General features: G+C 60.7%; 26 protein-coding genes, 4 tRNA genes and 1 pseudogene. 10 read left to right on the top strand and 21 right to left on the bottom strand.

What is annotated here, in order from left to right; all coding sequences use genetic code 11:
- Window positions 1-13: 13 nt before the first annotated feature.
- Complete coding sequence (locus QP752_RS08655; RefSeq protein ID WP_070361984.1) at window positions 14-1,351, bottom strand: nicotinate phosphoribosyltransferase; 1,338 nt, start codon at window positions 1,349-1,351, stop codon at window positions 14-16.
- Between the two features lie 118 nt (window positions 1,352-1,469).
- Here QP752_RS08655 and clpS point away from each other — a divergent pair, with 118 nt between their 5' ends.
- From clpS to rdgB, 7 genes are all read left to right on the top strand, one after another.
- A complete protein-coding gene (clpS, locus tag QP752_RS08650) occupies window positions 1,470-1,769 on the top strand; it encodes an ATP-dependent Clp protease adapter ClpS (protein WP_071565662.1) in 300 nt (99 codons plus the stop codon).
- A 24-nt stretch (window positions 1,770-1,793) separates the two neighbouring features.
- Window positions 1,794-2,336, top strand: a complete 543-nt coding sequence (locus tag QP752_RS08645; protein WP_070361986.1) for a DUF2017 domain-containing protein — start codon at window positions 1,794-1,796, stop codon at window positions 2,334-2,336.
- 139 nt (window positions 2,337-2,475) lie between these two features.
- The gene (locus tag QP752_RS08640; protein WP_256006645.1) at window positions 2,476-3,132 is read left to right on the top strand and encodes a rhomboid family intramembrane serine protease; all 657 of its coding nucleotides are present in this window, start codon (window positions 2,476-2,478) and stop codon (window positions 3,130-3,132) included.
- Window positions 3,133-3,138: 6 nt separating this feature from the next.
- A complete protein-coding gene (murI, locus tag QP752_RS08635) occupies window positions 3,139-3,945 on the top strand; it encodes a glutamate racemase (RefSeq protein WP_252932033.1) in 807 nt (268 codons plus the stop codon).
- Between the two features lie 95 nt (window positions 3,946-4,040).
- The gene (locus QP752_RS08630; RefSeq protein ID WP_070361989.1) at window positions 4,041-4,817 is read left to right on the top strand and encodes an MBL fold metallo-hydrolase; all 777 of its coding nucleotides are present in this window, start codon (window positions 4,041-4,043) and stop codon (window positions 4,815-4,817) included.
- Window positions 4,818-4,840: 23 nt separating this feature from the next.
- Window positions 4,841-5,572 (top strand): ribonuclease PH, encoded by a 732-nt coding sequence (gene rph, locus QP752_RS08625; RefSeq protein ID WP_070361990.1) that lies wholly within the window; start codon window positions 4,841-4,843, stop codon window positions 5,570-5,572.
- On the top strand, window positions 5,569-6,192 hold the full coding sequence (rdgB, locus tag QP752_RS08620; protein ID WP_252932034.1) for an RdgB/HAM1 family non-canonical purine NTP pyrophosphatase: 624 nt from the start codon (window positions 5,569-5,571) through the stop codon (window positions 6,190-6,192). The genes rph and rdgB overlap by 4 nt, the downstream gene beginning before the upstream one ends.
- 9 nt (window positions 6,193-6,201) lie before the next feature.
- Here the strand turns inward: rdgB and QP752_RS08615 are convergent, their stop codons facing one another.
- Entirely contained in the window at window positions 6,202-6,570 is a 369-nt protein-coding gene (locus QP752_RS08615) for a DUF3817 domain-containing protein (RefSeq protein ID WP_284805269.1), read from the bottom strand.
- A 13-nt stretch (window positions 6,571-6,583) separates the two neighbouring features.
- On the bottom strand, window positions 6,584-7,057 hold the full coding sequence (locus tag QP752_RS08610; protein WP_071573755.1) for a hypothetical protein: 474 nt from the start codon (window positions 7,055-7,057) through the stop codon (window positions 6,584-6,586).
- Between the two features lie 518 nt (window positions 7,058-7,575).
- Between QP752_RS08610 and QP752_RS08605 the strand changes: the two genes are divergently transcribed.
- A tRNA-Leu gene (locus tag QP752_RS08605) sits at window positions 7,576-7,656 on the top strand.
- 629 nt (window positions 7,657-8,285) lie between these two features.
- On the opposite strand, the gene QP752_RS08600 is transcribed toward QP752_RS08605, so the two are convergent.
- Both QP752_RS08600 and bcp read right to left on the bottom strand, forming a co-directional pair.
- The gene (locus QP752_RS08600) at window positions 8,286-8,504 is read right to left on the bottom strand and encodes a hypothetical protein (protein ID WP_070975251.1); all 219 of its coding nucleotides are present in this window, start codon (window positions 8,502-8,504) and stop codon (window positions 8,286-8,288) included.
- A gap of 18 nt (window positions 8,505-8,522) precedes the next feature.
- Window positions 8,523-9,014, bottom strand: coding sequence for a thioredoxin-dependent thiol peroxidase (gene bcp / locus QP752_RS08595; RefSeq protein ID WP_070975250.1), 492 nt, complete (start codon window positions 9,012-9,014; stop codon window positions 8,523-8,525).
- A gap of 70 nt (window positions 9,015-9,084) precedes the next feature.
- On the opposite strand from bcp, the gene QP752_RS08590 reads away from it, so the two are divergent.
- Complete coding sequence (locus tag QP752_RS08590; protein ID WP_070361996.1) at window positions 9,085-9,360, top strand: DUF3618 domain-containing protein; 276 nt, start codon at window positions 9,085-9,087, stop codon at window positions 9,358-9,360.
- Between the two features lie 47 nt (window positions 9,361-9,407).
- On the opposite strand, the gene QP752_RS08585 is transcribed toward QP752_RS08590, so the two are convergent.
- Complete coding sequence (locus QP752_RS08585) at window positions 9,408-9,971, bottom strand: isochorismatase family protein (protein WP_070478456.1); 564 nt, start codon at window positions 9,969-9,971, stop codon at window positions 9,408-9,410.
- A 132-nt stretch (window positions 9,972-10,103) separates the two neighbouring features.
- A tRNA-Lys gene (locus QP752_RS08580) sits at window positions 10,104-10,179 on the bottom strand.
- A gap of 217 nt (window positions 10,180-10,396) precedes the next feature.
- On the opposite strand from QP752_RS08580, the gene QP752_RS08575 reads away from it, so the two are divergent.
- Window positions 10,397-11,569 carry an Ig-like domain-containing protein gene (locus QP752_RS08575; RefSeq protein WP_284805268.1) on the top strand — a complete coding sequence of 391 codons (1,173 nt, stop codon included), beginning with the start codon at window positions 10,397-10,399 and terminating at the stop codon, window positions 11,567-11,569.
- A 545-nt stretch (window positions 11,570-12,114) separates the two neighbouring features.
- On the opposite strand, the gene QP752_RS08570 is transcribed toward QP752_RS08575, so the two are convergent.
- The 14 genes and pseudogenes from QP752_RS08570 to QP752_RS08505 form a co-directional block, all read right to left on the bottom strand.
- Entirely contained in the window at window positions 12,115-12,546 is a 432-nt protein-coding gene (locus QP752_RS08570; RefSeq protein ID WP_083329376.1) for a hypothetical protein, read from the bottom strand.
- Window positions 12,547-12,649: 103 nt separating this feature from the next.
- Window positions 12,650-12,925, bottom strand: a pseudogene (locus QP752_RS08565) (transposase); the annotation flags it as partial.
- A 748-nt stretch (window positions 12,926-13,673) separates the two neighbouring features.
- A tRNA-His gene (locus tag QP752_RS08560) sits at window positions 13,674-13,746 on the bottom strand.
- A 43-nt stretch (window positions 13,747-13,789) separates the two neighbouring features.
- The gene (gene orn, locus QP752_RS08555; protein ID WP_284805267.1) at window positions 13,790-14,425 is read right to left on the bottom strand and encodes an oligoribonuclease; all 636 of its coding nucleotides are present in this window, start codon (window positions 14,423-14,425) and stop codon (window positions 13,790-13,792) included.
- Window positions 14,426-15,232, bottom strand: coding sequence for a mycolate reductase (gene cmrA, locus QP752_RS08550; RefSeq protein WP_070975247.1), 807 nt, complete (start codon window positions 15,230-15,232; stop codon window positions 14,426-14,428).
- Window positions 15,233-15,237: 5 nt separating this feature from the next.
- The gene (locus tag QP752_RS08545) at window positions 15,238-15,567 is read right to left on the bottom strand and encodes a transcriptional regulator (protein WP_256005411.1); all 330 of its coding nucleotides are present in this window, start codon (window positions 15,565-15,567) and stop codon (window positions 15,238-15,240) included.
- Window positions 15,560-15,988, bottom strand: coding sequence for a hypothetical protein (locus QP752_RS08540; RefSeq protein ID WP_256005409.1), 429 nt, complete (start codon window positions 15,986-15,988; stop codon window positions 15,560-15,562). The genes QP752_RS08545 and QP752_RS08540 overlap by 8 nt, the downstream gene beginning before the upstream one ends.
- A gap of 26 nt (window positions 15,989-16,014) precedes the next feature.
- A complete protein-coding gene (locus QP752_RS08535) occupies window positions 16,015-16,521 on the bottom strand; it encodes a type II toxin-antitoxin system death-on-curing family toxin (RefSeq protein ID WP_218117848.1) in 507 nt (168 codons plus the stop codon).
- Between the two features lie 9 nt (window positions 16,522-16,530).
- Window positions 16,531-17,103: a Panacea domain-containing protein gene (locus QP752_RS08530; protein ID WP_070362005.1), complete on the bottom strand. Its 573-nt coding sequence runs from the start codon at window positions 17,101-17,103 to the stop codon at window positions 16,531-16,533.
- Between the two features lie 243 nt (window positions 17,104-17,346).
- Complete coding sequence (locus QP752_RS08525) at window positions 17,347-17,472, bottom strand: hypothetical protein (protein WP_255365827.1); 126 nt, start codon at window positions 17,470-17,472, stop codon at window positions 17,347-17,349.
- Between the two features lie 86 nt (window positions 17,473-17,558).
- Window positions 17,559-17,632: transfer RNA gene (locus QP752_RS08520), tRNA-Arg, on the bottom strand.
- A 51-nt stretch (window positions 17,633-17,683) separates the two neighbouring features.
- Window positions 17,684-19,351 (bottom strand): phospho-sugar mutase, encoded by a 1,668-nt coding sequence (locus QP752_RS08515; protein WP_070478442.1) that lies wholly within the window; start codon window positions 19,349-19,351, stop codon window positions 17,684-17,686.
- Window positions 19,352-19,353: 2 nt separating this feature from the next.
- Entirely contained in the window at window positions 19,354-20,004 is a 651-nt protein-coding gene (gene deoC / locus QP752_RS08510; RefSeq protein ID WP_284805266.1) for a deoxyribose-phosphate aldolase, read from the bottom strand.
- 36 nt (window positions 20,005-20,040) lie between these two features.
- Complete coding sequence (locus QP752_RS08505; protein WP_284805265.1) at window positions 20,041-21,405, bottom strand: MFS transporter; 1,365 nt, start codon at window positions 21,403-21,405, stop codon at window positions 20,041-20,043.
- Window positions 21,406-21,434: the final 29 nt, after the last annotated feature.

Genomic DNA, 21,434 nt, shown 5'->3' with positions numbered 1-21,434 from the left:
CGGGAAAGTCTACCTACTCGGTGGGCTCAGGGAAGCCGACGAAGCGCGTCGGGATCGCCGCGTCGCCCTTTGCCAGCGCCAGGCCCTCCCACGGCAGGGTGGTGCGAGCGGTGTTGTGCAGCTCGCGGGCGGCCTCGAGCTCGTCATGCTTGTCGACGACCTCTCCGTCCCGAATCAGCGGTACCACCAGGTCACGGTACTCGAGGGCTGGCTTCGTATCGATTTCCGCACGCAGCGGGTAGATGAGTTCCGCCACCGCGACGCCGGAGGCGCGGTAGGCGCGCTTGGCCAGCTTCGCGCCGCCGTAGGTGCGCTTCCCGGAGGAACGCTTGGCCACGGGGTGGCCGTCGACCTCTACAAGCTTGTACACCAGTGTGGCCGTCGGCGCGCCGGAGCCGGTGACCACCGAGGTGCCGACGCCGAAGCCGTCGACAGGGTCGCCGCGCAGCCCCGCGATGGCGAACTCGTCGAGGTCGGAGGAGACGATGATCTTGGTGTTGAACGCGCCGGCCTCGTCGAGTTGGGCGCGCACGCGACGCGACACGATGCCCAGGTCGCCGGAGTCGATGCGGATCGCGCCGAGCTCAGTGCCCGCGACCTCGAGTGCGTGCTCGATGCCTTTGGTGATGTCATACGTATCGACGAGCAGCGTGGTGTCCTTGCCCAGGCTTTCGACCTGTGCCTTAAACGCGGAGACCTCGTCGGGGCGACCTTCCTCGTCGACGTGCAGCAGCGTCCACGCGTGGGCGGCGGTGCCGGAGGCCGGGATGCCGTATCGGTAGGAGGCTTCCATGTTGGAGGTGCCGACGAACCCAGCGATGTAGGAGGCACGCGCAGCAGAGACCGCTGCCTGCTCGTTGGTGCGGCGCGAGCCCATCTCGACGATCGGGCGGCCATCAGCGGCCGTGACCATACGGGATGCGGCGGAGGCCACCGCGGAGTCGCCGTTGAGGATCGACAGGATGACTGTCTCCAGGATCACGCACTCGGCGAAGGTGCCGCGCACCGTCATGATCGGGGAGTAAGGGAAGTAAATGTCGCCCTCGCGGTAGCCATCGACCTGGCCGGAGAACGAGTAGCCCCGCAGGTATTCCTTGGCCTCGTCGGATAGGAAGTCGAGCGCCTCGATTTGCGCGTCGGTGAAACGGAAGTTCTGGATGGCGTCGACAACTCGGGCGGTGCCTGCGACGACGCCGTAGCGGCGGTCATTCGGCAGGCGGCGGGTAAAGACCTCGAAGGCGCACTGCCTGTGTGCGGTGCCGTCTTGAATGGCGGCATCAAGCATGGTCAGCTCGTACATGTCCGTCAGGAAAGCCGTCGAGTAGTTGGGGTGGGCCTGGTTTTCAGTCATGTTCGATGAGTGTAGTGCGTAGACGGGACTGCTGGGTGCATTAGCACACAATGCTTGCGGGCGTCGCGTTTCTGAAGCAGGTAAGGTGGTGCACATGAAAAAGACAGGAATTGTAGCGATGAGTTCGCCGATGGCGTCTCCTGAGCTCGACGAAGCCATCGACGTCGAGGTTGCGACGAGCGAAAACCTGCCGTGGATGTGCATAGTGTGGGACGACCCCGTCAACCTGATGAGCTATGTCACCTACGTTTTCCAAACAGTCCTGGGCTACGACCGCAAGCGCGCCCAGGAGCTCATGATGCAGGTGCACACCGAGGGGAAAGCGGTGGTGTCCTCTGGTGAAAAAGACAAGGTCGAAGGCGACGTGAAGAAGCTGCACACCGCTGGCCTCTGGGCAACAATGCAGCAGGCCGGATAGGCCAGGGCAAGGAGAGAGTAGCGAATGCAAGCTTGGCGGAAGAAGAAGGGCCTGTTGCGCTCAGGCATCAAATTTACGACGCTGTTTGACCCCCTCGAGCGCGAGATCATCGGGGACTTGACGGCGACGGTGTCCGAGGCGTTGATCGCTAGGGCGCAGTCCGCGCCGCGCGACGAGTTCTCGGAGATGATGGGACTGTCTGTGGGTCACTCGGAGGCGCCGACGGACCCGAAGCTGGCCCGCCTGCTGCCGGACTTTGAGCGGGAGCAGGACGAGGAGTTCGAGGGCGACAACGGCCTGCTTCGCAGCTTGCACGAAAACGACATCATCAAGGCGAAGCTGACCAACCTGCAGGTGGTCAACGAGGCGCTGGGCCCAACCGGTGGCGTTGAGGTGACCATCGAAGAAGAGGAGGCACACCAGTTCCTGGCGGCGCTCAACGACATGCGCCTGTATGTCTCGGCCGACGACCGTGGCGGCGAAGCCGCCGAGCAGCAGCGCGCGCAGCTCATCGAGTGGTTGGCGTTCTGCCAGGAGTCGCTGCTGCAGGCGATGATGGGCGAGTAAGCATATGACGCAACCTCCACACGCACCAAGGCCAGGCTGGGGCTACGGCCAGACTGGGCAGCCGGGTTACGGCAAGCCCTTCGACCGCCCGTTCTCGCACCCGGACCAGCAGCTTGCCGCGTTTGGCGTCGACCCTGCGATGGACCCCGCCGCGCAGCGCAAGAGCAAGTTCAAGCAGCAGCGCAGAACCGGGCTGCTGTTCGCCCTCGGCTACATCGCGATTATCTGGGCCGTGCACATCCTGAACATGGCAGTGTTCGGCGGGGCGCTCAACGACTTTGGCGTGCACCCGCTGGATCTGACAAGTATTTGGCACATTCTCACTTCGCCGCTGCTGCACGCTGACCTGGACCACCTGATCGGCAACACCGGATTGGGGGCGCTCTTCGCGTTCTTGGTGGGGTACTCCGGTAAGCGGGTGTTCTGGGAGGTCACGGCCTTTGTGGTGCTGATTGGCGGCATCGGAACCTGGTTGTTTGGCGGTATCGGCACGAACCACATTGGCGCCTCGGGCCTGGTCTACGGGTGGCTGGCGTACCTGCTGGTGCGCGGCTTCTTTAATAGGTCGGCGCGCCAGGTGTTGCTTGGTGTCATCCTCGGGTTTACGTACTCGGGTCTGATGTGGGGCGTGCTGCCGCTCGTCGAGGGCGTTAGCTGGCAGGCGCACCTCTTTGGAGCGATTGGCGGCATGGCGGCGGGCATGATTATCACCTCGGACGACCCGCCGGAGCTCGCGATGAAGAAAGCGCAGAAGAAACAGCGCAAGAATCCGAATCAGCCCTATGGACTAGGATGATGTGACGTGAAAACGCTCGAGAACAATGCTCCTATCGGTCTTTTCGACTCTGGCGTGGGCGGCCTGACGGTAGCCCGCGCCGTCATCGACCAGCTGCCCAACGAGTCGATGGTCTACATCGGTGACACCGCGAACAGCCCGTATGGTCCACAGCCGATTGCGCAGGTGCGCAAACATGCGATGCGTATCGCAGACGAACTCGTTGCCCGCGGCTGCAAGATGCTGGTCATCGCCTGCAACACGGCCACCTCAGCGTTCTTGCACGACGCCCGCGAGCGCTACGACATCCCCGTCGTCGAGGTCATCCAGCCGGCAGTGCGGCGCGCAATCGCGACCACGCGAAATAACAAGATTGGTGTGATCGGCACCCAGGGCACCATCACCTCCAGGGCCTACCAGGACCTGTTCGCGCTCAACTCAAGTTTGGAGGTGACGGCCACTGCCTGCCCGCGGTTTGTCGAGTTCGTGGAACGTGGCGTGACGTCGGGCCCGGAGATCCTCAGCATTGCCAAGGAGTACTTGGCGCCGCAGCGCGAAGCGGGCGTCGATACGCTGGTGCTGGGCTGCACCCACTATCCGCTTCTCTCTGGCATCGTGCAGCTGGCCGTGGGGGACGACGTCACGCTCGTGTCCTCAGCGGAGGAGACTGCGAAGGACGTGCTCCGCATCCTCACTGAGCGCGACTTGCTGGCGGATCCCGAGGTGGAACCAACGCGAACCTTTGAATCCACCGGCGACCCGGCAGTGTTTGACTCCCTCGCGACGCGCTTCCTTGGGCCGATGGTGCACGCCGTAAACCACCCCATGAGCTAGGCCACAGCTGCCAGATTTTACTGACATGGCTACAAAACTGAGCGTTTTTAGTGGAAACGTTAGAAATTACGTAGTTTTCATGGCACAGTAATTCCATGAAGTTGACCATTCTCGGGTGTTCAGGGAGTTTAGGCGCCCCCGGTAATCCCGGCTCGTCCTATGTGATCAGTACTCCGGGCAATCCGGACATACTGATGGACTTTGGGCCAGGCGCATTGGCTGCGATGCAGACGCGCGAGGAAATGGATCCTTCCAACGCGCACCTGATTTTTTCGCACCTGCACGCGGATCACTGCTCTGACGTGCCCTCGCTGCTGGTATGGCGGCGCTACCACCCGGAGAAGCCCGCGGAGTGCGCGCATAAGCTGTACGGCCCAGGCCACGCCGCGACACACTTTGGCCGAATGGCTGCGAACACTGCCGACGAGGTCGACGACATCAGTGACACCTTTGACGTACACACGTGGAGCCCTCGCACCCCGGTTGAGATAGATGGCGTGCAGGTCACCCCGTTCCCGGTGGATCACCCGGCGCAGGAATCGCACGCGCTGCGGGTTACGTGCAAGAAGACCGGCGCGACGCTGGTCTACTCGGGCGATAGCGGGGTCACGCCTAACCTAGTCGAGGCGGCCCGCGACGCGGATCTCTTCCTCTGCGAGGCCGCCTGGGGTCCGACATCCGAGGGGATGGCGCCCGGCATGCACCTTTCTGGTGAAGAGGCGGGGCGGATTGCGCGCGAAGCGGGCGTCAAAAAGCTCGTGGTTGTGCACATCCAGCCGTGGGCGGACCAGCAGGCCACCCTTGAGGCCGCTGCGCGCGAGTTCGGCGGGCCGACGGTGCTCGGCGAGCCCGGCGCCTGCTTCGAGCTGTAGCGCAGTGCGTTACCCTGGAGTGCATGACAACTTCTGATTTTCTGCGCGCAGACGGGCGCGCTCTCGACGAAATGCGACCGGTGCGTATCACCCGCTCGTTTACCTCGAACCCGGCAGGTAGCGTCCTTGTAGAGTTCGGCAACACCCGCGTCATGTGCACCGCCTCCATCGAGGAAGGCGTGCCGCGCTTCAAGAAGGATTCCGGCGAAGGCTGGCTGACCGCCGAATACTCCATGCTCCCGGCCGCAACCCACGAGCGCATGCCACGCGAATCGATGCGCGGCAAGGTGAAGGGCCGCACCCACGAGATCTCCCGCCTGGTCGGGCGTTCGCTGCGCGCTGCGGTGGACCTGCGCCAGCTGGGGGAGAACACAATCCAGCTCGACTGCGACGTCCTCCAAGCCGACGGCGGCACCCGCACCGCCTCCATCACCGGCGCGTACGTCGCGCTTGCGGACGCCATCTCCGTCCTCAAGGAACGCGGCGTCGTACCGGGTGAGCCGCTGCTCGCGCCAGTCGCCGCAGTCTCCGTAGGGATTATCGACGGCCGCGTTTGCCTCGACCTGCCGTACGAGGAAGACTCCCGCGCTGAAGTTGACCTCAACGTAGTCATGCAGGAGGGCGACAACTTCGTCGAAGTCCAGGGCACCGGCGAGCACGGCCTGTTCGGCCGCGAGGAGCTCAACCAGATGCTCGACGTGGCACAAAAGGGCTTGAACGAGCTCATCCAGGCACAGAAAGCCGCGCTGGCATGACGGTAAGGGTGCTGGTTGCGTCCAATAACGCAAAGAAGCTCAAAGAACTCCAGCAGGTACTCGACGACTGCGGCATCGACGGCGTGGAACTCGTCGCCCTCGGCGACGTGGAGCCGTACCCGGAGCCGAAAGAAGACGGGCTGACGTTCGAAGCGAACGCGCTGATCAAGGCGCGCGCCGGGGTAGCAGCCACCGGGCTGCCGTGCGTGGCGGACGATTCCGGCCTGGCCATTGCAGCGCTCAACGGGATGCCGGGCGTGCTCTCCGCCCGCTGGTCTGGGCATGCTGGGCAGCACGGAGCCGAGGACACCGACACCGCGAATAACAATTTGTTGCTCGCCCAGATGGCGGACATCGCTCAGCGTGACGCGGCGTTCGTGTCCTGCTGCGCACTCGTGACCCCGCAAGGCGAGGAGTTCACCGCGGAAGGCCGCTGGGAAGGCAGCCTGCTCGAAGCCCCGAAGGGCGAGCACGGCTTCGGCTACGACCCGATCTTCCAACCAGCCGACACCCCCGGCCGCTCGTCAGCGCAGCTCACTCCGGAAGAGAAAAACGCCCGCTCACACCGTGGGACGGCGTTGCGGGCGCTTGCACCGCACATCGCGGCGCTGCGCAGCTAACGTGGGCAGCTAGCGCAGCTGGAACGTGCGCGTGACCTCCTTGCGGCGCTTCGCCTCCACCCAGAACGACAAGAAGGGGACGACGCCCGAAATCGCGGTCACCGCCCACGTCTGCGCAGCCCAACGGGCCTTCAGCCCCAGGTTCAGCGAGGTGACCAGGAACAGGATGTACGCCAGGCCGTGCACGCGCGCCACCCACTCCAGCATGGACACGTCCATGTGCAGGAGGTACTGCATGATCATGCGTGTGCACAGAAGCAGCAGCAGTATGCCGGTTGTCCACGCGGCGACGGAAAACGCCGTGAGTGCCTGCTTTACTCGGCGCTGGCGCTCCGGGTGAATCTTGGGGGCTGCTGCGTTTGGCTGCGGCTCGGTCATACTTTCAGGCCTCTTACTTTCTGTTCGGTTCGCTCTTCGGCTCGCTGTTTGGTTCCGTCGAACCACGACGGCGTGGTGCGAGCATTGAGTTGTATTCTTCCACATCGAGCGTAGGACGCTCCGGCAGGAAATCCTCATCAATCTCCACCGGGTCACGGCTGCCGTCCGCGCCGTAGCGTGCGAGGTCCGCCTCGTAGAGCTCATCCATCGACCCCGATGCGTTCAGCGCATCAATCTTTTCGTTTTCCATCTTTAACCCTGCCTTGTAGGCGTAGACGAAAAACGCACCGAAGAACGGCCACTGCAACGCATACCCCAGGTTCTGGAACGTCCCCGTCCCGGACTGGTAGCGGGTCCACTGCCAGTACGCCAGCAGACAGCACGTAATCACCGCGGCGATGAGCAACACGACGTGCCACGCGCGAACCCGAACGTGCCGACGCTTCGGCGCGCCCTCTTCACCTGGGAAACTGTTTTGCTCGCTCACAGTGCTTCAGTCTAGCAACAACACTTATCGACGCCCCCTCCGACAACTTATGCGACCCCGATACTTGTTCTGCGGTTGCGTGTGTCCGCGAGGCGGAAACATTTGGCGTCTTGCCACTGACAGGTGGAGCAGATCGCGTGTCCGCGCGGCGGACAACGGGGGAGTGGATCCTGAGTCCGCGGGGCGGAAGATGAAATGGGGGTGTGTGTCCGCGCGGCGGACACCCCTGATGCGATGCTGGAAGGTTGGTGCTGGTAAGCGTGTCGCCGCGGACAGATGCAGGGGATCGAGAGTCCGCGCGGCGGACAGTGACAGTGAGGTAGAAGAGTCCGCGGGGCGGAAGATGAAATGGGGTTGTGTATCCGCGCGGCGGAAACATTTGATGTCTTGCCGCTGACCGGTGGAGTGGATCGCGTGTCCGCGCGGCGGACACCTCCCCCAACCTGGTAGCAGCAACCCCGGTCCTTCCTGCTAGTTTGTGCCCACTTGTGCAGTGTGTAGGATGAAAGGCGCTTTATGCGCCCGTGGCGGAATTGGCAGACGCGCTGGATTTAGGTTCCAGTGTCTTTGACGTGTGAGTTCAAGTCTCACCGGGCGCACAAGAGGAAAGAGCCTCCGGGATTGCAAATGACGCAGTGTCGGAGGTTCTTTTGTGCGCGCCGCAAAAGCCAAAAGCTGGGCTTAAGGGACATTTTGTGTGTAACTAACTGCGTCCAGCCCACCCTTTTCTCACGCCTAAGCTGGGGTTCCACTGATGATCAATGCCGGTATCGAATTCTTTCGGCCCGTCGACCTCTTCCCGTCGACCTACTCCGGTTTACCAACGCAGGTCAGCGCAAAATCGGCAAAATAGCCCCAAAATCATCCAAATCACCGCTGACCTGGGTTGGTCGACGCAATGAGGTCGACCGGAACCCCCGATACCTCTATGCGACCAGAATTGTGCACGTCAAGGGCTTTGCTCGTCCCCCTGGCTATATGCGACCGCCCAACGCACAGGCGGCTGGTTCTAGTCCCCTAGAGCCCTCGATGCCGCGGGTCCCTGCGCTACCCGCAGACTCCAGATCACACACCAGGCGTCATTCGGTGTTGATTTCTCAAAACGGGCGAATGGAACTGTTTTGAAAACCATATCTGGTTGTTGGCCGAGGTCATCCCGGGAAACCAGATAGATTTATACACACAAAATGTCCCTTAAGCCAAAAGCTGAGTAGCGGAAGCCGCAAAACTACGGCGCGTCGATCGGGAACTGGACAGAGCCGTCTGTCGACTGGGTGGGTGCTTCGTCCTGCTCCGGCCCGTAGATGAGCCAGCCGCCGAGAGCGACCAAGGCCGCGATCGCGATGGTCGCGATTATTGCGCGCTGCTTCTTGGGCTCGGCAGGGCGGTCGGGGTTGTACTCGTCTTTGAGGTAGGGGTCTTGGTTTGGCGTCGTATTCTTATCCACGGCGCCAAAGATATCATCTTATGCGCCGGTGGTTGCATTCAGGTCCCAGTCACGCAGGATGCGTTCGACGTGGCCGGTTGCGCGAACATTGTACTGCGCCTGCTCAACCTTGCCGTCGGCGCCAACGAGAATGGTGGAGCGGATGACGCCCTGCACGATACGGCCGTAGTTGTTCTTCTCACCGAATGCGCCGTAGGCGGTCATGGTTTCCTTGGACGGATCGGAAAGCAGGGTGATCTTCAGGTCGTGGTCTTCGCGGAACTTCGCCAACTTCTCCGGCTTGTCGGGGCTGATGCCGACGACAGCGATGTTGGCGTCGTTAAACACTTCGAGGTGCTCGGTGAAGTCGCAAGCTTCCTTGGTGCAGCCCGGGGTGTTGGCGCGTGGGTAGAAGTAGACAATAACGCGCTTGCCGGCGAAGTCTGCAAGCGAAACGGTTTCGCCTTTGTCGCTGGTCAGGGTGAATGCGGGGGCGGTGTCGCCTTGTTCGAGTCGAATGTTGTCAGTCATAATTCCCCGTTTTACACTAGATTGGTTGGAAGTTCTGTAAATAGTTAACACATCTAGGAGTATGTAGATCGTGGCACGAGATATTCATGACATTGAGCGCAGCCTTGCAGAGACCCGCTCGAAGCTCGCTAGCACCCTCGATGAGCTCGCAGACCGCGCTCAGCCATCCAACCTTGCAGACAGCGCGAAGAGCGAAGCTGCCAACTGGCTGCAGGATGAGACCGTCCAGAAGGTCCTGATCGGCATCGGCGTTGGCGTGGCAGCACTTGTCGGCATCAAGGTGTTTAATAGCCGCAAGCGCAAGAGCGAGCTGAAGAAGCTGCAGGAGCTGCTCTCTCAGCGCTAGTTCACAATCAAACCCCGCCCTCCACGCTGGAGGAGCGGGGTTTTCTGTTATTTCACGACGATCGTCGCACCTGCCGCTTCCATCTCACGCAGCGCGGCTTGCCCACGCTCTTCATCGACGGGGGAGCACAGGTCGGCGAGGACGCGGACGTCGAAACCCTCCTTGCGAGCGTCAAGCACCGTGGCGCGCACGCAGTGGTCCGTCGCGATGCCGCACACATCGACGGCGGTGACGCCGTTCTCGCGCAGCCAGTCGCCGAGCAGCACATCGCCGTCAGTGACGCCCTCAAACCCGGAATAAGCAGCGGTGTAGTGCCCCTTCCGGAAGTACTTGTCAATACTTATCGACGCCAGCGGTGCGCGGAGCTGTGCGCCATCGGTGTCAGCAACGCAGTGGACTGGCCACGTATCCACAAAATCCGGGTCCTGCGAGAAGTGGGTGCCCGGGTCGATGTGCCAGTCCTGCGTGGCGAGCACGAAGTCGTAGTCGTCTCTGTGTTCTTCGAGCAGTGTGCGCACGCCTTCGGCGACGAGATCACCCTTCGCGGTGCCGAGGGAGCCGCCGGGGCAGAAGTCATTTTGGATATCAACAAGGATGCAAGCGACAGTCATGCCGATAGCCTAGCCGGTGGCGCGCCTGCTCGGGGCGTTTCAAAGTATGGGGGAATTTATGGGGGATTTGGGTTAAGATACGAAAAATCCCCTGGCCTGCGGTACTGTTCCCGCTGGTCAGGGGGGTTAAGGTGGTGCGCCATCAGGGAATCGAACCCCGAACCCACTGATTAAGAGTCAGTTGCTCTGCCAATTGAGCTAATGGCGCTTGTTGTCTTGGAGGCTGTCCTCGTTGTCAACGTTGAATACAGTAACACTAAGGTTTGCAGGGTGTAAAATCGCCTGGTCAAGGTGGTTATTTTCGATCGTTATGTAACGGTTATCGTTTCGGGTCGTTGTAAAGTAGCGTTTCGTTGTGCTGGGGCGATAGTGTTGTTGGTTGCTAAAACTTCGGGTGTTGTGAGGAAGCGAGAAACGTGACAAGCATGCGGCGGTCTCTCATTGGTGTTGGCCTTGTCGCCGTGTTGGCGGCGGGTGTAGTTGGGTGCTCGTCGGAGGCGGGCAAAGGCATCAACCAGGTGGCGGAAACCACTGGTCAGACGACCGTCAAACCAGAGCCCCCGGCGTTTTCGGTGAAGGACGAGGCGACAGACGTCGAACCCCTCGACCCGATTACGGTGAAGTCCGAAGCCGGGCTCGAAGAAGTCGAGATGACCAACGAGGCAGGCAAGGTTATCGAATCGTCCTTCAATGATGACCGCACCGAGTGGGAGGTCACCGAACCGCTTGGGTACGGCCGCTACTACACCATCATGGCGAAGGATAAGGCTGGCCAGAAGAAGACCGTGAGCTTTTCCACGGTCGTCCCAGCGGCAACTACGAACGTGTACATGGGCCCGCTTGAGGGATCGACTGTTGGTGTCGCGCAGGCGATCACGTTCCGTTTCGACGTCCCCATCCAGGATACGAAGGCACTTGAGGAGCTCATCGACGTCGAGACCTCGAACGACACCGAGGGCGGCTTCTTCTGGCTGGACCCATACGAGCTGCGCTGGCGCCCGAAGGAGTTCTGGGAGCCAGGCACCACGGTGAAGGTGACGGCCGACCTCTACGGCAAGGACCTCGGCGGCGGCGTCTACGGCGCGCAGGACAACGAGACCACCTTCGAAATTGGGGACGAGGTGAAGACAGTCATCGACAACAACGAAAAGGTGCTGCGCGTCTACCAAAATGGCGAGCAGATCCGTTCGTTCCCGGTATCGCTGGGTACCGACTTCCAGTACGACACCCCGAACGGCACCTACGTCGTTGGCGATGAGCACACCTCGCTCGTGATGGACTCCCGTACGTTCGGGCTTGGGCTGGGGCAGGGCGGCTACGTCACCCCCGTGGACTACGCCACCCAGCTGTCCTACTCGGGCATCTACGTGCACTCCGCGCCGTGGGCGGTGTGGGCGATGGGCTCTACGAACCAGTCGCACGGCTGTGTCAACGCGACGTACTCGGACGCGCAGTGGTTCCAGCAGACCGTAAAGCGGGGCGATCCGGTCATCATCAAGAATACGAATGGCGGCACGCTCAACGGCTACGACGGCCTGGGCTACTGGAACCTGGACTGGGAGCAGCGCTCCGGCGGTTCAAAGGACCCGAACGCTTAAGTCGGTCTGTTAGAAAAAGTTCCCGAGCAGGACTCGAACAAGATGCACCTACCCTACAAGGTAGCGGAATCGCTGGAGGTAATGACTATACTGATGATGTGGTGCTGTCTACTCGGGACAGGTGCGGGACCCCTGTGGTACTACGACGCGGTTGGTACACCCCGGATGCTAAAAGGGGAAAATGGGGCCCTTGGGGCTATGACAAGATCAGGCATAAGCACGGAATTTGGAACCTATATACGATAAACAAGTACTTTAAAGGGCTCTGCGAAGCGAGGATGGAAGGTACCGACCGTATCTATGAAACTCCTATCTATGAGGCTCTCCGTACAAATGACGGAAAGAAGATTGGACCTGGCAGATCGTTCGAACTTCGAGCAGTAATAGAAACTACAGTGTGGGTCCCTGGCGGACTAGAGCCACGTGGGGTGAAGACAATGTTCCCGCTACGTGAGTCCAATGATGGCAGCGACGTGGTTCCCCAGTGGTTCAATATTGAGAAAAACATAGATTAAAACAGGCGCGGTGAGGCAGGGGGTAAATGATTAACCGTGGCCGGTTCGTGGAATATAAAGCTCTGTGCCCATCTTTTTGTCTGCCTTCGCTCTCCTCAATTCTATAAAGCGTTGAGGCGTGTTGTCGTTAACGGTTCCGAGCCATTTTATTTTATCTCCGCAACCGTAGTCTAAATCCCCGGCGAATGGATCACCGGCAAGCTGATCTGCCCAGGCCTTGACAGCAGTATCTTCTTCCGATGAGACTCCCCCAGTACTCGGTATTGGGGGCATTTCCATGCCAACATACGCAAGTCCTTTCGTGGACATTACTGAGAATACGCAGTAGACGTACTGAGCCGTTCTCCAAGCTGCCCGTAGCTCGACAGCTCCGGAAGAAATGAGGTTTTCTTGAGCAAAATACCGCTTTAAAAGCGAATTCATGTAATAGGCAAAAGACGTTATGTTCCAATTGTCTACCATGTTTTACTCCTCGTATTCGCGCTACTGACAGTCAATGCAGCTTCCGCAGTCCATACCAACTGCATAGTACCTCTGAGTACTTTAGTGCCCAGAGGCTTATCTACATGGTACGTTCGCTACAGGTTCGTCGTTCTAACAGCCAGTCAGACAAGAAGGAACCGTGGCGTAGTTTCGGGATAGCCACATCGACGGTGCTGACCCGTGTATCCAGTAGTCGGTGGCGGTAGCCGTTGCGGTGGTTGACGCGGTTGTCGCTGGTGGTGCCGTAGTCAGCGCTGCCGACAGTATCGTCTTGGGAAGATAGAATTTGGTTGATGAAATCACCGAGCATCTGACGCGACAGATCGGGTGATGCTTGAGTGAGTAGCTCTTCGAGGTATGCTTTTGGTTGCCAGTTGTGTCGGCACCGGGGGCTTAACTGTGAGAAGCGGGTCGAATAGCGGAGTTCTCCGCTAGGAGGTGTAAAAATTCCTCTGGGTCTTTAACCGTCAAGCGAATGGGTCTTCCGATATTGCGGTGTAGGAGGATATTTGCAGAACCGGCATGGAATGAAATAGTGCCATCCAGGAAGTGAACCCCAAACGTTTGGGATTCGAGTATGGGGCCCGAGGGAAGGATCTCCGCCCCCTTCAGAGATTCCAAACGAACGTTGCTAACTGGAATGCCAAGAACTGAAATCCGAAGGATTTCATCATTCAGCAACACCCCGACATTAAAGAAAATTGCCAGAGACACTAAAAGACCGCATGTGATAAAGGCGGTTTGATCTCTTCTGGTCAAGAAGTAGACACACAATAAGAGTACTGCGAAGATAAGTACGATCCGACTAAAATTATATCCAAATACTCTTGATCGATAACTTGAACCAGTCATGAATATCACTCAACTTCCTTCCAACTATCTTCATGGGTAGTAAGGCGAAAATCACCACTGAGCCCGGGAACTTTTTTGGGTTTCAGGCCCATTTCGGTCGACTAGCACATGTGTTTTCCCAGGTCTCGACGCCTGTCCATGAAGAACGTTCCCCGCTCATCGAAAGCTCCGGGAACAATTCTTGGCTTAACGTACCTGCCGTCGAAAGCAATGTGCCCCGCAACCTGTTTATACAGGCCACGGGGCACTCTCGGGGTGGCTGACGGGGCTCGAACCCGCGACACCCAGGATCACAACCTGGTGCTCTACCAGCTGAACTACAGCCACCATCGCTGTTTTTCAACAGCGGGAACTACTTTACAACGAAAGCCTAAGATTGCAAAAACCGCTGGTAGTGAGCGTGTGCGGCGGCTGCGGCGTCAGCAGCTTGCTCGGAATCTGGGCCTGGGTCCGGCGTGAATACGGAACGGCGGTAGTAGTCGAGCTCCTGGATGGATTCCACGATGTCGGCGAGCGCGCGGTGCGCCAGACCCTTCTCGGGCTGGTTGTAGTAGGCGCGCGGGAACCAGCGACGGGACAGCTCCTTGATGGTGGAGACGTCGATCATGCGGTAGTGCAGGGCGGCGTCGAGACGCGGCATCTGCTCCCGGATGAAGGAACGGTCGGTGGCGATGGAGTTGCCCGCAAGCGGCGCCGGGTGCTCCGGGTCGCAGTGCTTTGCAATCAGCGCGAGGACGGCGTCCTCGGCCTCCTTGATGGACACTGAGGAGGAGCGGATCTCGTCGAGAAGCCCGTTCTCGGTGTGCATGTTCAGTACGAAGTCGTCCATTTCGGCGAGCTCATCCTCGGTGGCGTGGACGACCAGGTCCAGGCCTTCGTCGAGAATCTCAAGCTGGGCATCGGTGACGAGCGCTGCGACCTCAACGATGACGTGGCGGGACGTATCCAGGCCCGTCATCTCCAGGTCGATCCACACGATGCGGTCGTTTTTTGCAGGGACATCCATCTATTCTTCTCCCATCTTTGCGTAGAACCGCCCCATGATCGGGGCGAGGGCGCCGCGCGGAGCGTACGTCGATACGAAATCCATCACCTTGGAAAGCGGGCCCGGCACCACGCGGCGCTTGTTGCTGCGCATCGCGCTGATGGTGTCCTTCGCGCAGGACTCGTACGTGGTCCAGAGGAAGTCAGGCACGACCTTGTCCACGATCGACTGCTCCTCCTCAGGAACTTCTGCCTCTCGCACCGGGCCCGGCGCGAGCAGAGTGCAGTGTACGCCGCTGTCCTTGAGCTCGTAGTGCAGGGCCTCCGTAAACGTATTGACGCCCGCCTTTGTAAACACGTACGTTGCGTTGTTCGGGATCGGCGTGTTGCCTGCTGCCGAGCCGACGTTGCACAGTGCACCTTCGCCGCGCGGCACCATTTGGTCCAGTACCGCCTTCGTGATGCGGAACACCGCCGTCGCGTTGAGGTTGAACTGGTCCGTCTCGTAGTTCCAGTCCTGCTTCATAAACGGACCAAAGGAGGCGATACCGGCGGAGTTCACGCAGATGGTGATCTTCTTCTGCCCGATGTAGTCCAGCAGCGCGGTCACGTCGCGCTCCTTGGACAGGTCGGCCGCGAAGACTTCGGCGTTGATGCCATGCGCTTGTGCCAGCTCCTTGGCAAGCTGCATCAGCACCGCTTCTCGACGCGCCACCAGCAGCACGTTATAGCCAGCAGCAGCAAGTTGGCGGGCAACCGCCTCACCGATGCCCTGCGAAGCGCCAGTAATTAGCGCGAAAGAATCAGTAGTTGGGGAGGGAAACGTCATGCACCTCAGGGTACCCGACTGCCCGACTCCGCAATCGAGCGCAACTCCTCGATACAGTCCTGGTATGCGCGGGCTCCAGTCGCGGTCAGGGTGACCCAGTCCACGTTTTTGTCTGGGTTCGCCTTGCGGTCCGTAAACAGGGACACGTAGCCGGCCTCTTTGAGTGCGTCGATGGCCGTGAGGTAGGCGTCGCTATCTAGCTGGGTGAGGGTGCGCAGCCGCTTGGGGTGCATCTCCTTGTTCTCCGCGGCGCCGACGTCGCTGGTGGTGGCCTCGGCGGCAAAGAGTGCGGCGCAGATGCTCAAGCACGAGGGTTGCAACAAAATATCAGGCATTGTTCCTCCAGCTCCTCGCGTACGTAACGACGAAAACGACGGTCGCGAACGCGCCGAGCAGACTCGAGAACACCTTGTTCTGAAGCGGGGCGACCTGCAAGAGCGATATGCAGAGGAAGTACACGCCGAAGGGAAGAAACGACATTTTTGGGTCCTCTTTGACCGGCTGTCGGATGCTTGAGCGCACGCCGTTTGACCTGCGTCGCTCGATGACAACGATGCACCCGATACATGGCACAAACAGGAGGAACGGCCAAAACTGGTCGAGAACAAAGATCAGCGGTAGGCTCGCCCCGAAGCAGACCGCCGCGCACAAGATCCACCCCCAAGGAACGGCCGGTTTCTCCCTGGTGCGCTCCTCGGTTTCATGCGCTGCGGCCAGCAACTTGCGGGCCTGAACGGAAGAAATAGAGACGGACATGGCGCCATGGTACATCGGGGGCGATGCTATTTTTGTCGGTAGCGCCGCGCTAGACCATCAATATCGGCCCAGCGTTGAAATGCGCGGCTGGTGTGTGCGATGACCGAATCCAAATCCGCGGCATGTGTAACGATGTACTCCATCAGTCGGGCGCCTTCTTCGCCTGCGGCTAAATCAGGTCCCTTGCCCTCTGGCTCTCGGACATGAACCGAAAACAAGCGCAGATAAGTGAGCCCAACGATAAGTGCGGTGCGCTTGTTGCCATCGGCAAACGGATGGTTATTGGCTATATGGACGGTGAGCGCGGCTCCTCTATCAAACACCGAGGCGTACCGGGGCTGGCCACTGAATAACTGGAACGGGGCGTAAACTGCACTTTCCAAAGAAGCCCGGTCCACAGTAAATCCAAGATAACTCTCCGGTTCTCCGTTCGCGTTTACACGATCCCCGCAGCCTTGATTCACTGCGCACGCCAACTCCACGAGCATTTGAGCTAAAAGCTGCTCTCTGGAAGCTTCACTGTGGTCAGACAATTGCGTTGATTACCGGTCCGCGAGGAGTGAAAGGGTGTTGTGCCATTCCGCTTCGACTTCATGTGCAGTGGCAAGCAGATGATCGAAGCTAGGAAGGTGATCCACGTCTGGCAGGGAAGGCGAGTCTGGGACAGAATGTCCTGACTGGAGCAACTCCGTGAACTCTTCGCGCATCGTGGTCATGCTCAAAGCGCTGCTACAATGCGTGCCCCCGACCGCGTTGCTGCGTGCTTCCTGCCAAGCTCGACCGTGGCTCATGTCTGACAACTCCGCGGATGTCAGCGAACCGTAGAAATTCACAACGCTTTCAATCGTTGCTCGGGCAAATGGCGAAAGTGCCGAAGAATTCCCACCAGGAACGTGTGGGACCTCCCATCCACGCGCGACGTTTTCTGTACTGCGGCGGAGGTCATAGGGGACGGGTCCTTTTGCCCAAGCTTGCAGCTCTTCTTCAAATAATGGCATTCCGGTCCAGGCAAGGTGCCAGCCTTGGGAAAAGAAGCAGATTTTATAAAGCTTCATCTTGTCGACGCCGGGGATGAGTTCGGTCACATACTGGCCGGCGTCAAGAATATTGGACATAGTGATCACCAACTTTAGAGAGGCTTCAGGAACCCAACGGTACTCGAACCTAATGGACCGCTATCCTACCAGCACATACGAGTGTGCTACGAGTGAAGTTGTTTTGCTTGAGGGCTGTTCTTTACGGGGCTGCCTGGGCGGCTGGCGCGCCACGTGACAGGGGAGACGCCACAGTGCTCGGCACATTCCGGAACGCGCCATAGGCGCGGCCGGTCTACTCATCGATAATGATGGGCTGCACGGCTATGCCTTCTTTTTGTTCTTGTCGATGCCGTAACCGACGGCAAGGAAGGCGAGACCGAAAAGAGGGTTGGCGCCTGCGAGGGTGGTGATGATGCCGGTTCCGGCTCCAAGGAGTGTGAATCTCATTGTGGGTCCTTTCTTCAAACCCACCATACCAACAAAAACACCCCCACCACCAGGCAAAACGCCAGGCAGCGGGGGTAAACGAAAAGCGCCCCCAGCAGGATTCGAACCCGCGACACACCGGGTAGAAGCCGGTTGCTCTAATCCACTGAGCTATGGAGGCTGAGCTGGGCGTCGACAAATCGGCGCCCAAGCCTTCGATAGTATAGCGCAGTTAGATTCCGCACAGCGCGCGGGTGGCGTCGCTGATGGTGGCCAGGCGGGCATCGGCGGCGGCCCAGTCAGGCGCCTCTCCCGTTTCGACTGGCAGGACCACCTCGAGGTAGCACTTCAGCTTCGGCTCGGTGCCGCTCGGGCGGATGACTACGCGGTCGTTGTCCGCGGTGCGGATCAGGATGCCGTTGGTGCCTGGGGTGGCGCCGTAGCCGTTGTTGAGGTCGACGTACTCGACAACCTCAGAGCCAGCGAGCTCCGTCGGGGTGTGTGCGCGGAGGCGCTGCATGGCGTCGCTGATGAGGGAGAGGTCTTCGACGCGGAAGGTCAGCGGCTGGGTACGGTACAGGCCGTACTTGCTGGCCAGGGCGTCGAACTGCTCAAGCACACTCATGTTGCGGGCCTTGAGCTGCGCTACAATCGAGCCGACAATCACCGCAGCGGACATGCCGTCCTTGTCGCGGGCGTGCGCCGGGTCGACGCAGTAGCCGATCGCCTCTTCGTAGCCGAACACAAGCTGCGGGGTGCGTCCGATCCACTTGAACCCGGTGAGCGTCGTTGCGTGCTCGAGCCCGTGCGCTGCCGCGATTTTGCCGAGCAGCCTGCCCGAAACAATCGAGCACGCCGTCGAACCGCCCTGCGCGCGCGACGCCATGTACTCGCCGATCAGTGCTCCGGTCTCGTCGCCGGAGAGTTTCACCCAGCCGTTGCCCAGCGGGGTGCCCGCGCTTGGGGTGGTGCGCGCCGGGACGGCGACTGCGCAGCGGTCGGCGTCGGGGTCGAGGGCGATGATGACGTCCGCGTTGACCTCGTTCGCCTTCTCGACTGCGAGGTCGAGGGCACCGTCCTCCTCCGGGTTGGGGAAGGCAACGGTGGGGAAGTCAGGATCAGGCTTCCACTGCTTCTCGACGCCCACTACGTCCCCAAAGCCCGCAGCCTCCAGGGTGGTGCGTGCGAGTTCGCCACCGACGCCGTGCATTGGTGTGAGCACGATCGTGATCGGTGGGGTGCCGTCGAGGTCGCTAAGCGCGCTGGTGGCGGCGACGTAGCCCTCGCGGGTGTCCACCTGCTCGATGTTTGTGTCGAGGGGGAGCTCCGTCGCGCCGGGTGCGGCGGCGATGCAGGCGGCGATCTCGGCGTCGGCAGGTGAGATGATCTGGCAGCCGGCAGCGTTGTCTGCGTCGACGATGCGCCCGCCGAGGTAGACCTTGTAGCCGTTGTCCCACTTCGGGTTGTGGGACGCGGTGACCATGATGCCGGCGTCGGCGTTGAGTGCGCGCACGCTGAAGGAGGTCAGCGGGGTCGGCTGGGCCAGCGGCAGCAGCATGGCGTGGCCGCCAGCACCGGCGACGACCTCAGCTGCGGCCTGCGCGAACTTGGAGGAGCCGTGGCGGGCGTCGCACCCGATGACCACACGAGGGGTGTCTACCTGCTGCTTGAGCCAATCCATGAGACCGGCGGTGGCGCGCATAACCACGGCCTGGTTCATGCGGGACTCGCCGAAGCCGATCTCGCCGCGCAGCCCGGCGGTGCCGAACTGCAGGGGGCCTGCGAAGGCCTTCGCGAGCTCAGCCTCGTCGTCGAGGACGGCGGTTAATGCCTCTCGGGTGGCGGGGTCGGGATCTTGCGCGATCCACGCCTCGGCCTGTGCACGAAGATCAGTAGCCATTGTTAGTTCCACCCCTCCAGCACCGTAGCGGAGCTGGACAGGCCCAGGCGGGACGCGCCAGCCTCAATCATTTCCTTCGCGGTGGCGGCGTCGCGGATACCGCCGGAGGCCTTCACGCCGAGCTTGTCGCCGACGGTCTCGCGCATCAGTTTCACCGCGTGCGCGGAGGCACCACCAGCGGGGTGGAAGCCCGTCGAGGTCTTCACGAAGTCGGCACCGGCCTCCATGGAAGCCTTGCACGCTGCGACGATCTCGTCGTCGGTGAGGACGGCGGACTCGATGATGACCTTGAGCAGCTTGTCGCCGCACGCCTTCTTTACTGCGGCGATGTCGTCGCGTACGACGTCCCACTTGCCTTCCTTGGCGGCACCCAGGTTGATGACCATGTCAACCTCGTCCGCACCGTTGGCAACGCTGTGCGCGGCGTCAGCGGCCTTTGCCTCAGTTGGGACTGCACCGGATGGGAAGCCACACACCACTGCGACCTTCAGATCAGCTGGGGTCTCGATGGGCAGCATGGATGGGGAGACGCAGACGGAGAACGTGCCGAGGTGCGAAGCTTCGTCGATAAGCTTGGCGACGTCCTCGTGGGTGGCCTCCGGCTTGAGCAGCGTGTGGTCGATCATCTGGGCGACATTTTGGCGAGTAAGCATGTTGAAAAACTCCTTGAGTTGTAGAAAGTGTGCAGGTTAAGCCGGTTGCTTCATGCGCGCGGTGAGCGCTGCGTAGAGCGCGGTGCCGGCGACTGCGATGACTGCCAGGATGAGCATGACGGTGGGGTAGCTGCCCGAGTTTTGTGGCAGGAAGCCTGGCACCCCAAGGCCGAGATCCACCAGCTTCGCGCTGTACGCGATGCCGAGCGGGACGGCGACGTTGATTGTGAGGTTGTAGAAACCGATTGCGATACCCGACTTCGCAGCGGGGATGTTGCCGATTGCCGTCGCGACCAGTGGCGCGTACAGCAGGGCGAAACCGCAGGCGAAGAGCAGGGAGGAAAGCATGAAGACCCACGGGCTGGCTTCCATCCCGACTGCGAGGATCAGCAACGCGATGGTGATGGAGGCGAGTGCGGTGAAGATCGCGGGGCGCGTCGGCAAGAACTTGCCAATCTTGCCCGAGAGCGCGCCGACGATGACGGCGCCGGTGTAGCCCGGGATGAGCAGCAGGGAGGCGTCGTCAGCGCTGAGCCCGTGGACGGCCTTCGCCATTGCGGGGAAGAGCACCAGGTAGCCGAGCTGCACCGAGTAGACAATCGCGACCAGCACGATGGCGGTGACGTAAGCGCGGTTCTGGAAGAACTCCGGGTTGACCAGCGGGCGCTTGCCCTTCTTCACGTGCGCGACGAACGCGATGAGCGCGAGTGCGAGCGGAATGAGCCACAGGAACTGGAAGGCCTGCATGAACATGATGGCGCTCGTGGCCAGCACAGCGATGAGGAAGAGCCCGAGCCAGTCGACGTGGCCCGACTCCAGCGAGGCCTCCTCCGGGACCGTCTTCATGATGACCGGGACGGCGAAGACCAGGATGAGCGGGATCAAGAACATCGCGGTCCACGAGATATGTGTGGCGATGTACCCGGACGTCAGTGCACCGAAGAGCGTTGCGCCCTGGAACGCGGAGGTAGAAAAGCCAAGGTAGGTCTTCTGATCCTTCTCGCTGAGGTGCTTGGTCACGTAGATGACGTAGAGCGTCTCCGCCGCAGCGAGGCCGGTGGTCTGCACCACGCGGCCGACCAGCACCAGCCCCCACACGTTTTGGCCGAGGTAGCCGATGACCGAACCGACCAGTGTCAGCGTGATGCCGACCATCAGCAGCTTGCGGATGCTCACCACGTCAGCCAGCGCCGCGTACACCACCGCGCCGATGCCGATGATCACGCCAGCAAGCGAGGCCTGCAAGCTGACCTCGTTGAGGGACAGATTCAGTGCCTCACCCATCGAGTCGGTCATGAACTTGAAACCGTTATCGATGATCAGTGAGAACACGAAGGTAAACAGGATGATCGGCACGGCCCGCTTCGGGTTGAGCGCCTTTTGAACTGTTTGAGATGTCATGGTGAGTTCCTTCAAACGTGTGGGATGGG

This window comes from Corynebacterium sp. UMB10321, from assembly GCF_030228725.1.
GTDB lineage: Bacteria > Actinomycetota > Actinomycetes > Mycobacteriales > Mycobacteriaceae > Corynebacterium > Corynebacterium pseudogenitalium.
Note: the sequence above shows the minus strand (reverse complement) of the source record. Positions and strands in the feature narration are given on the sequence as shown.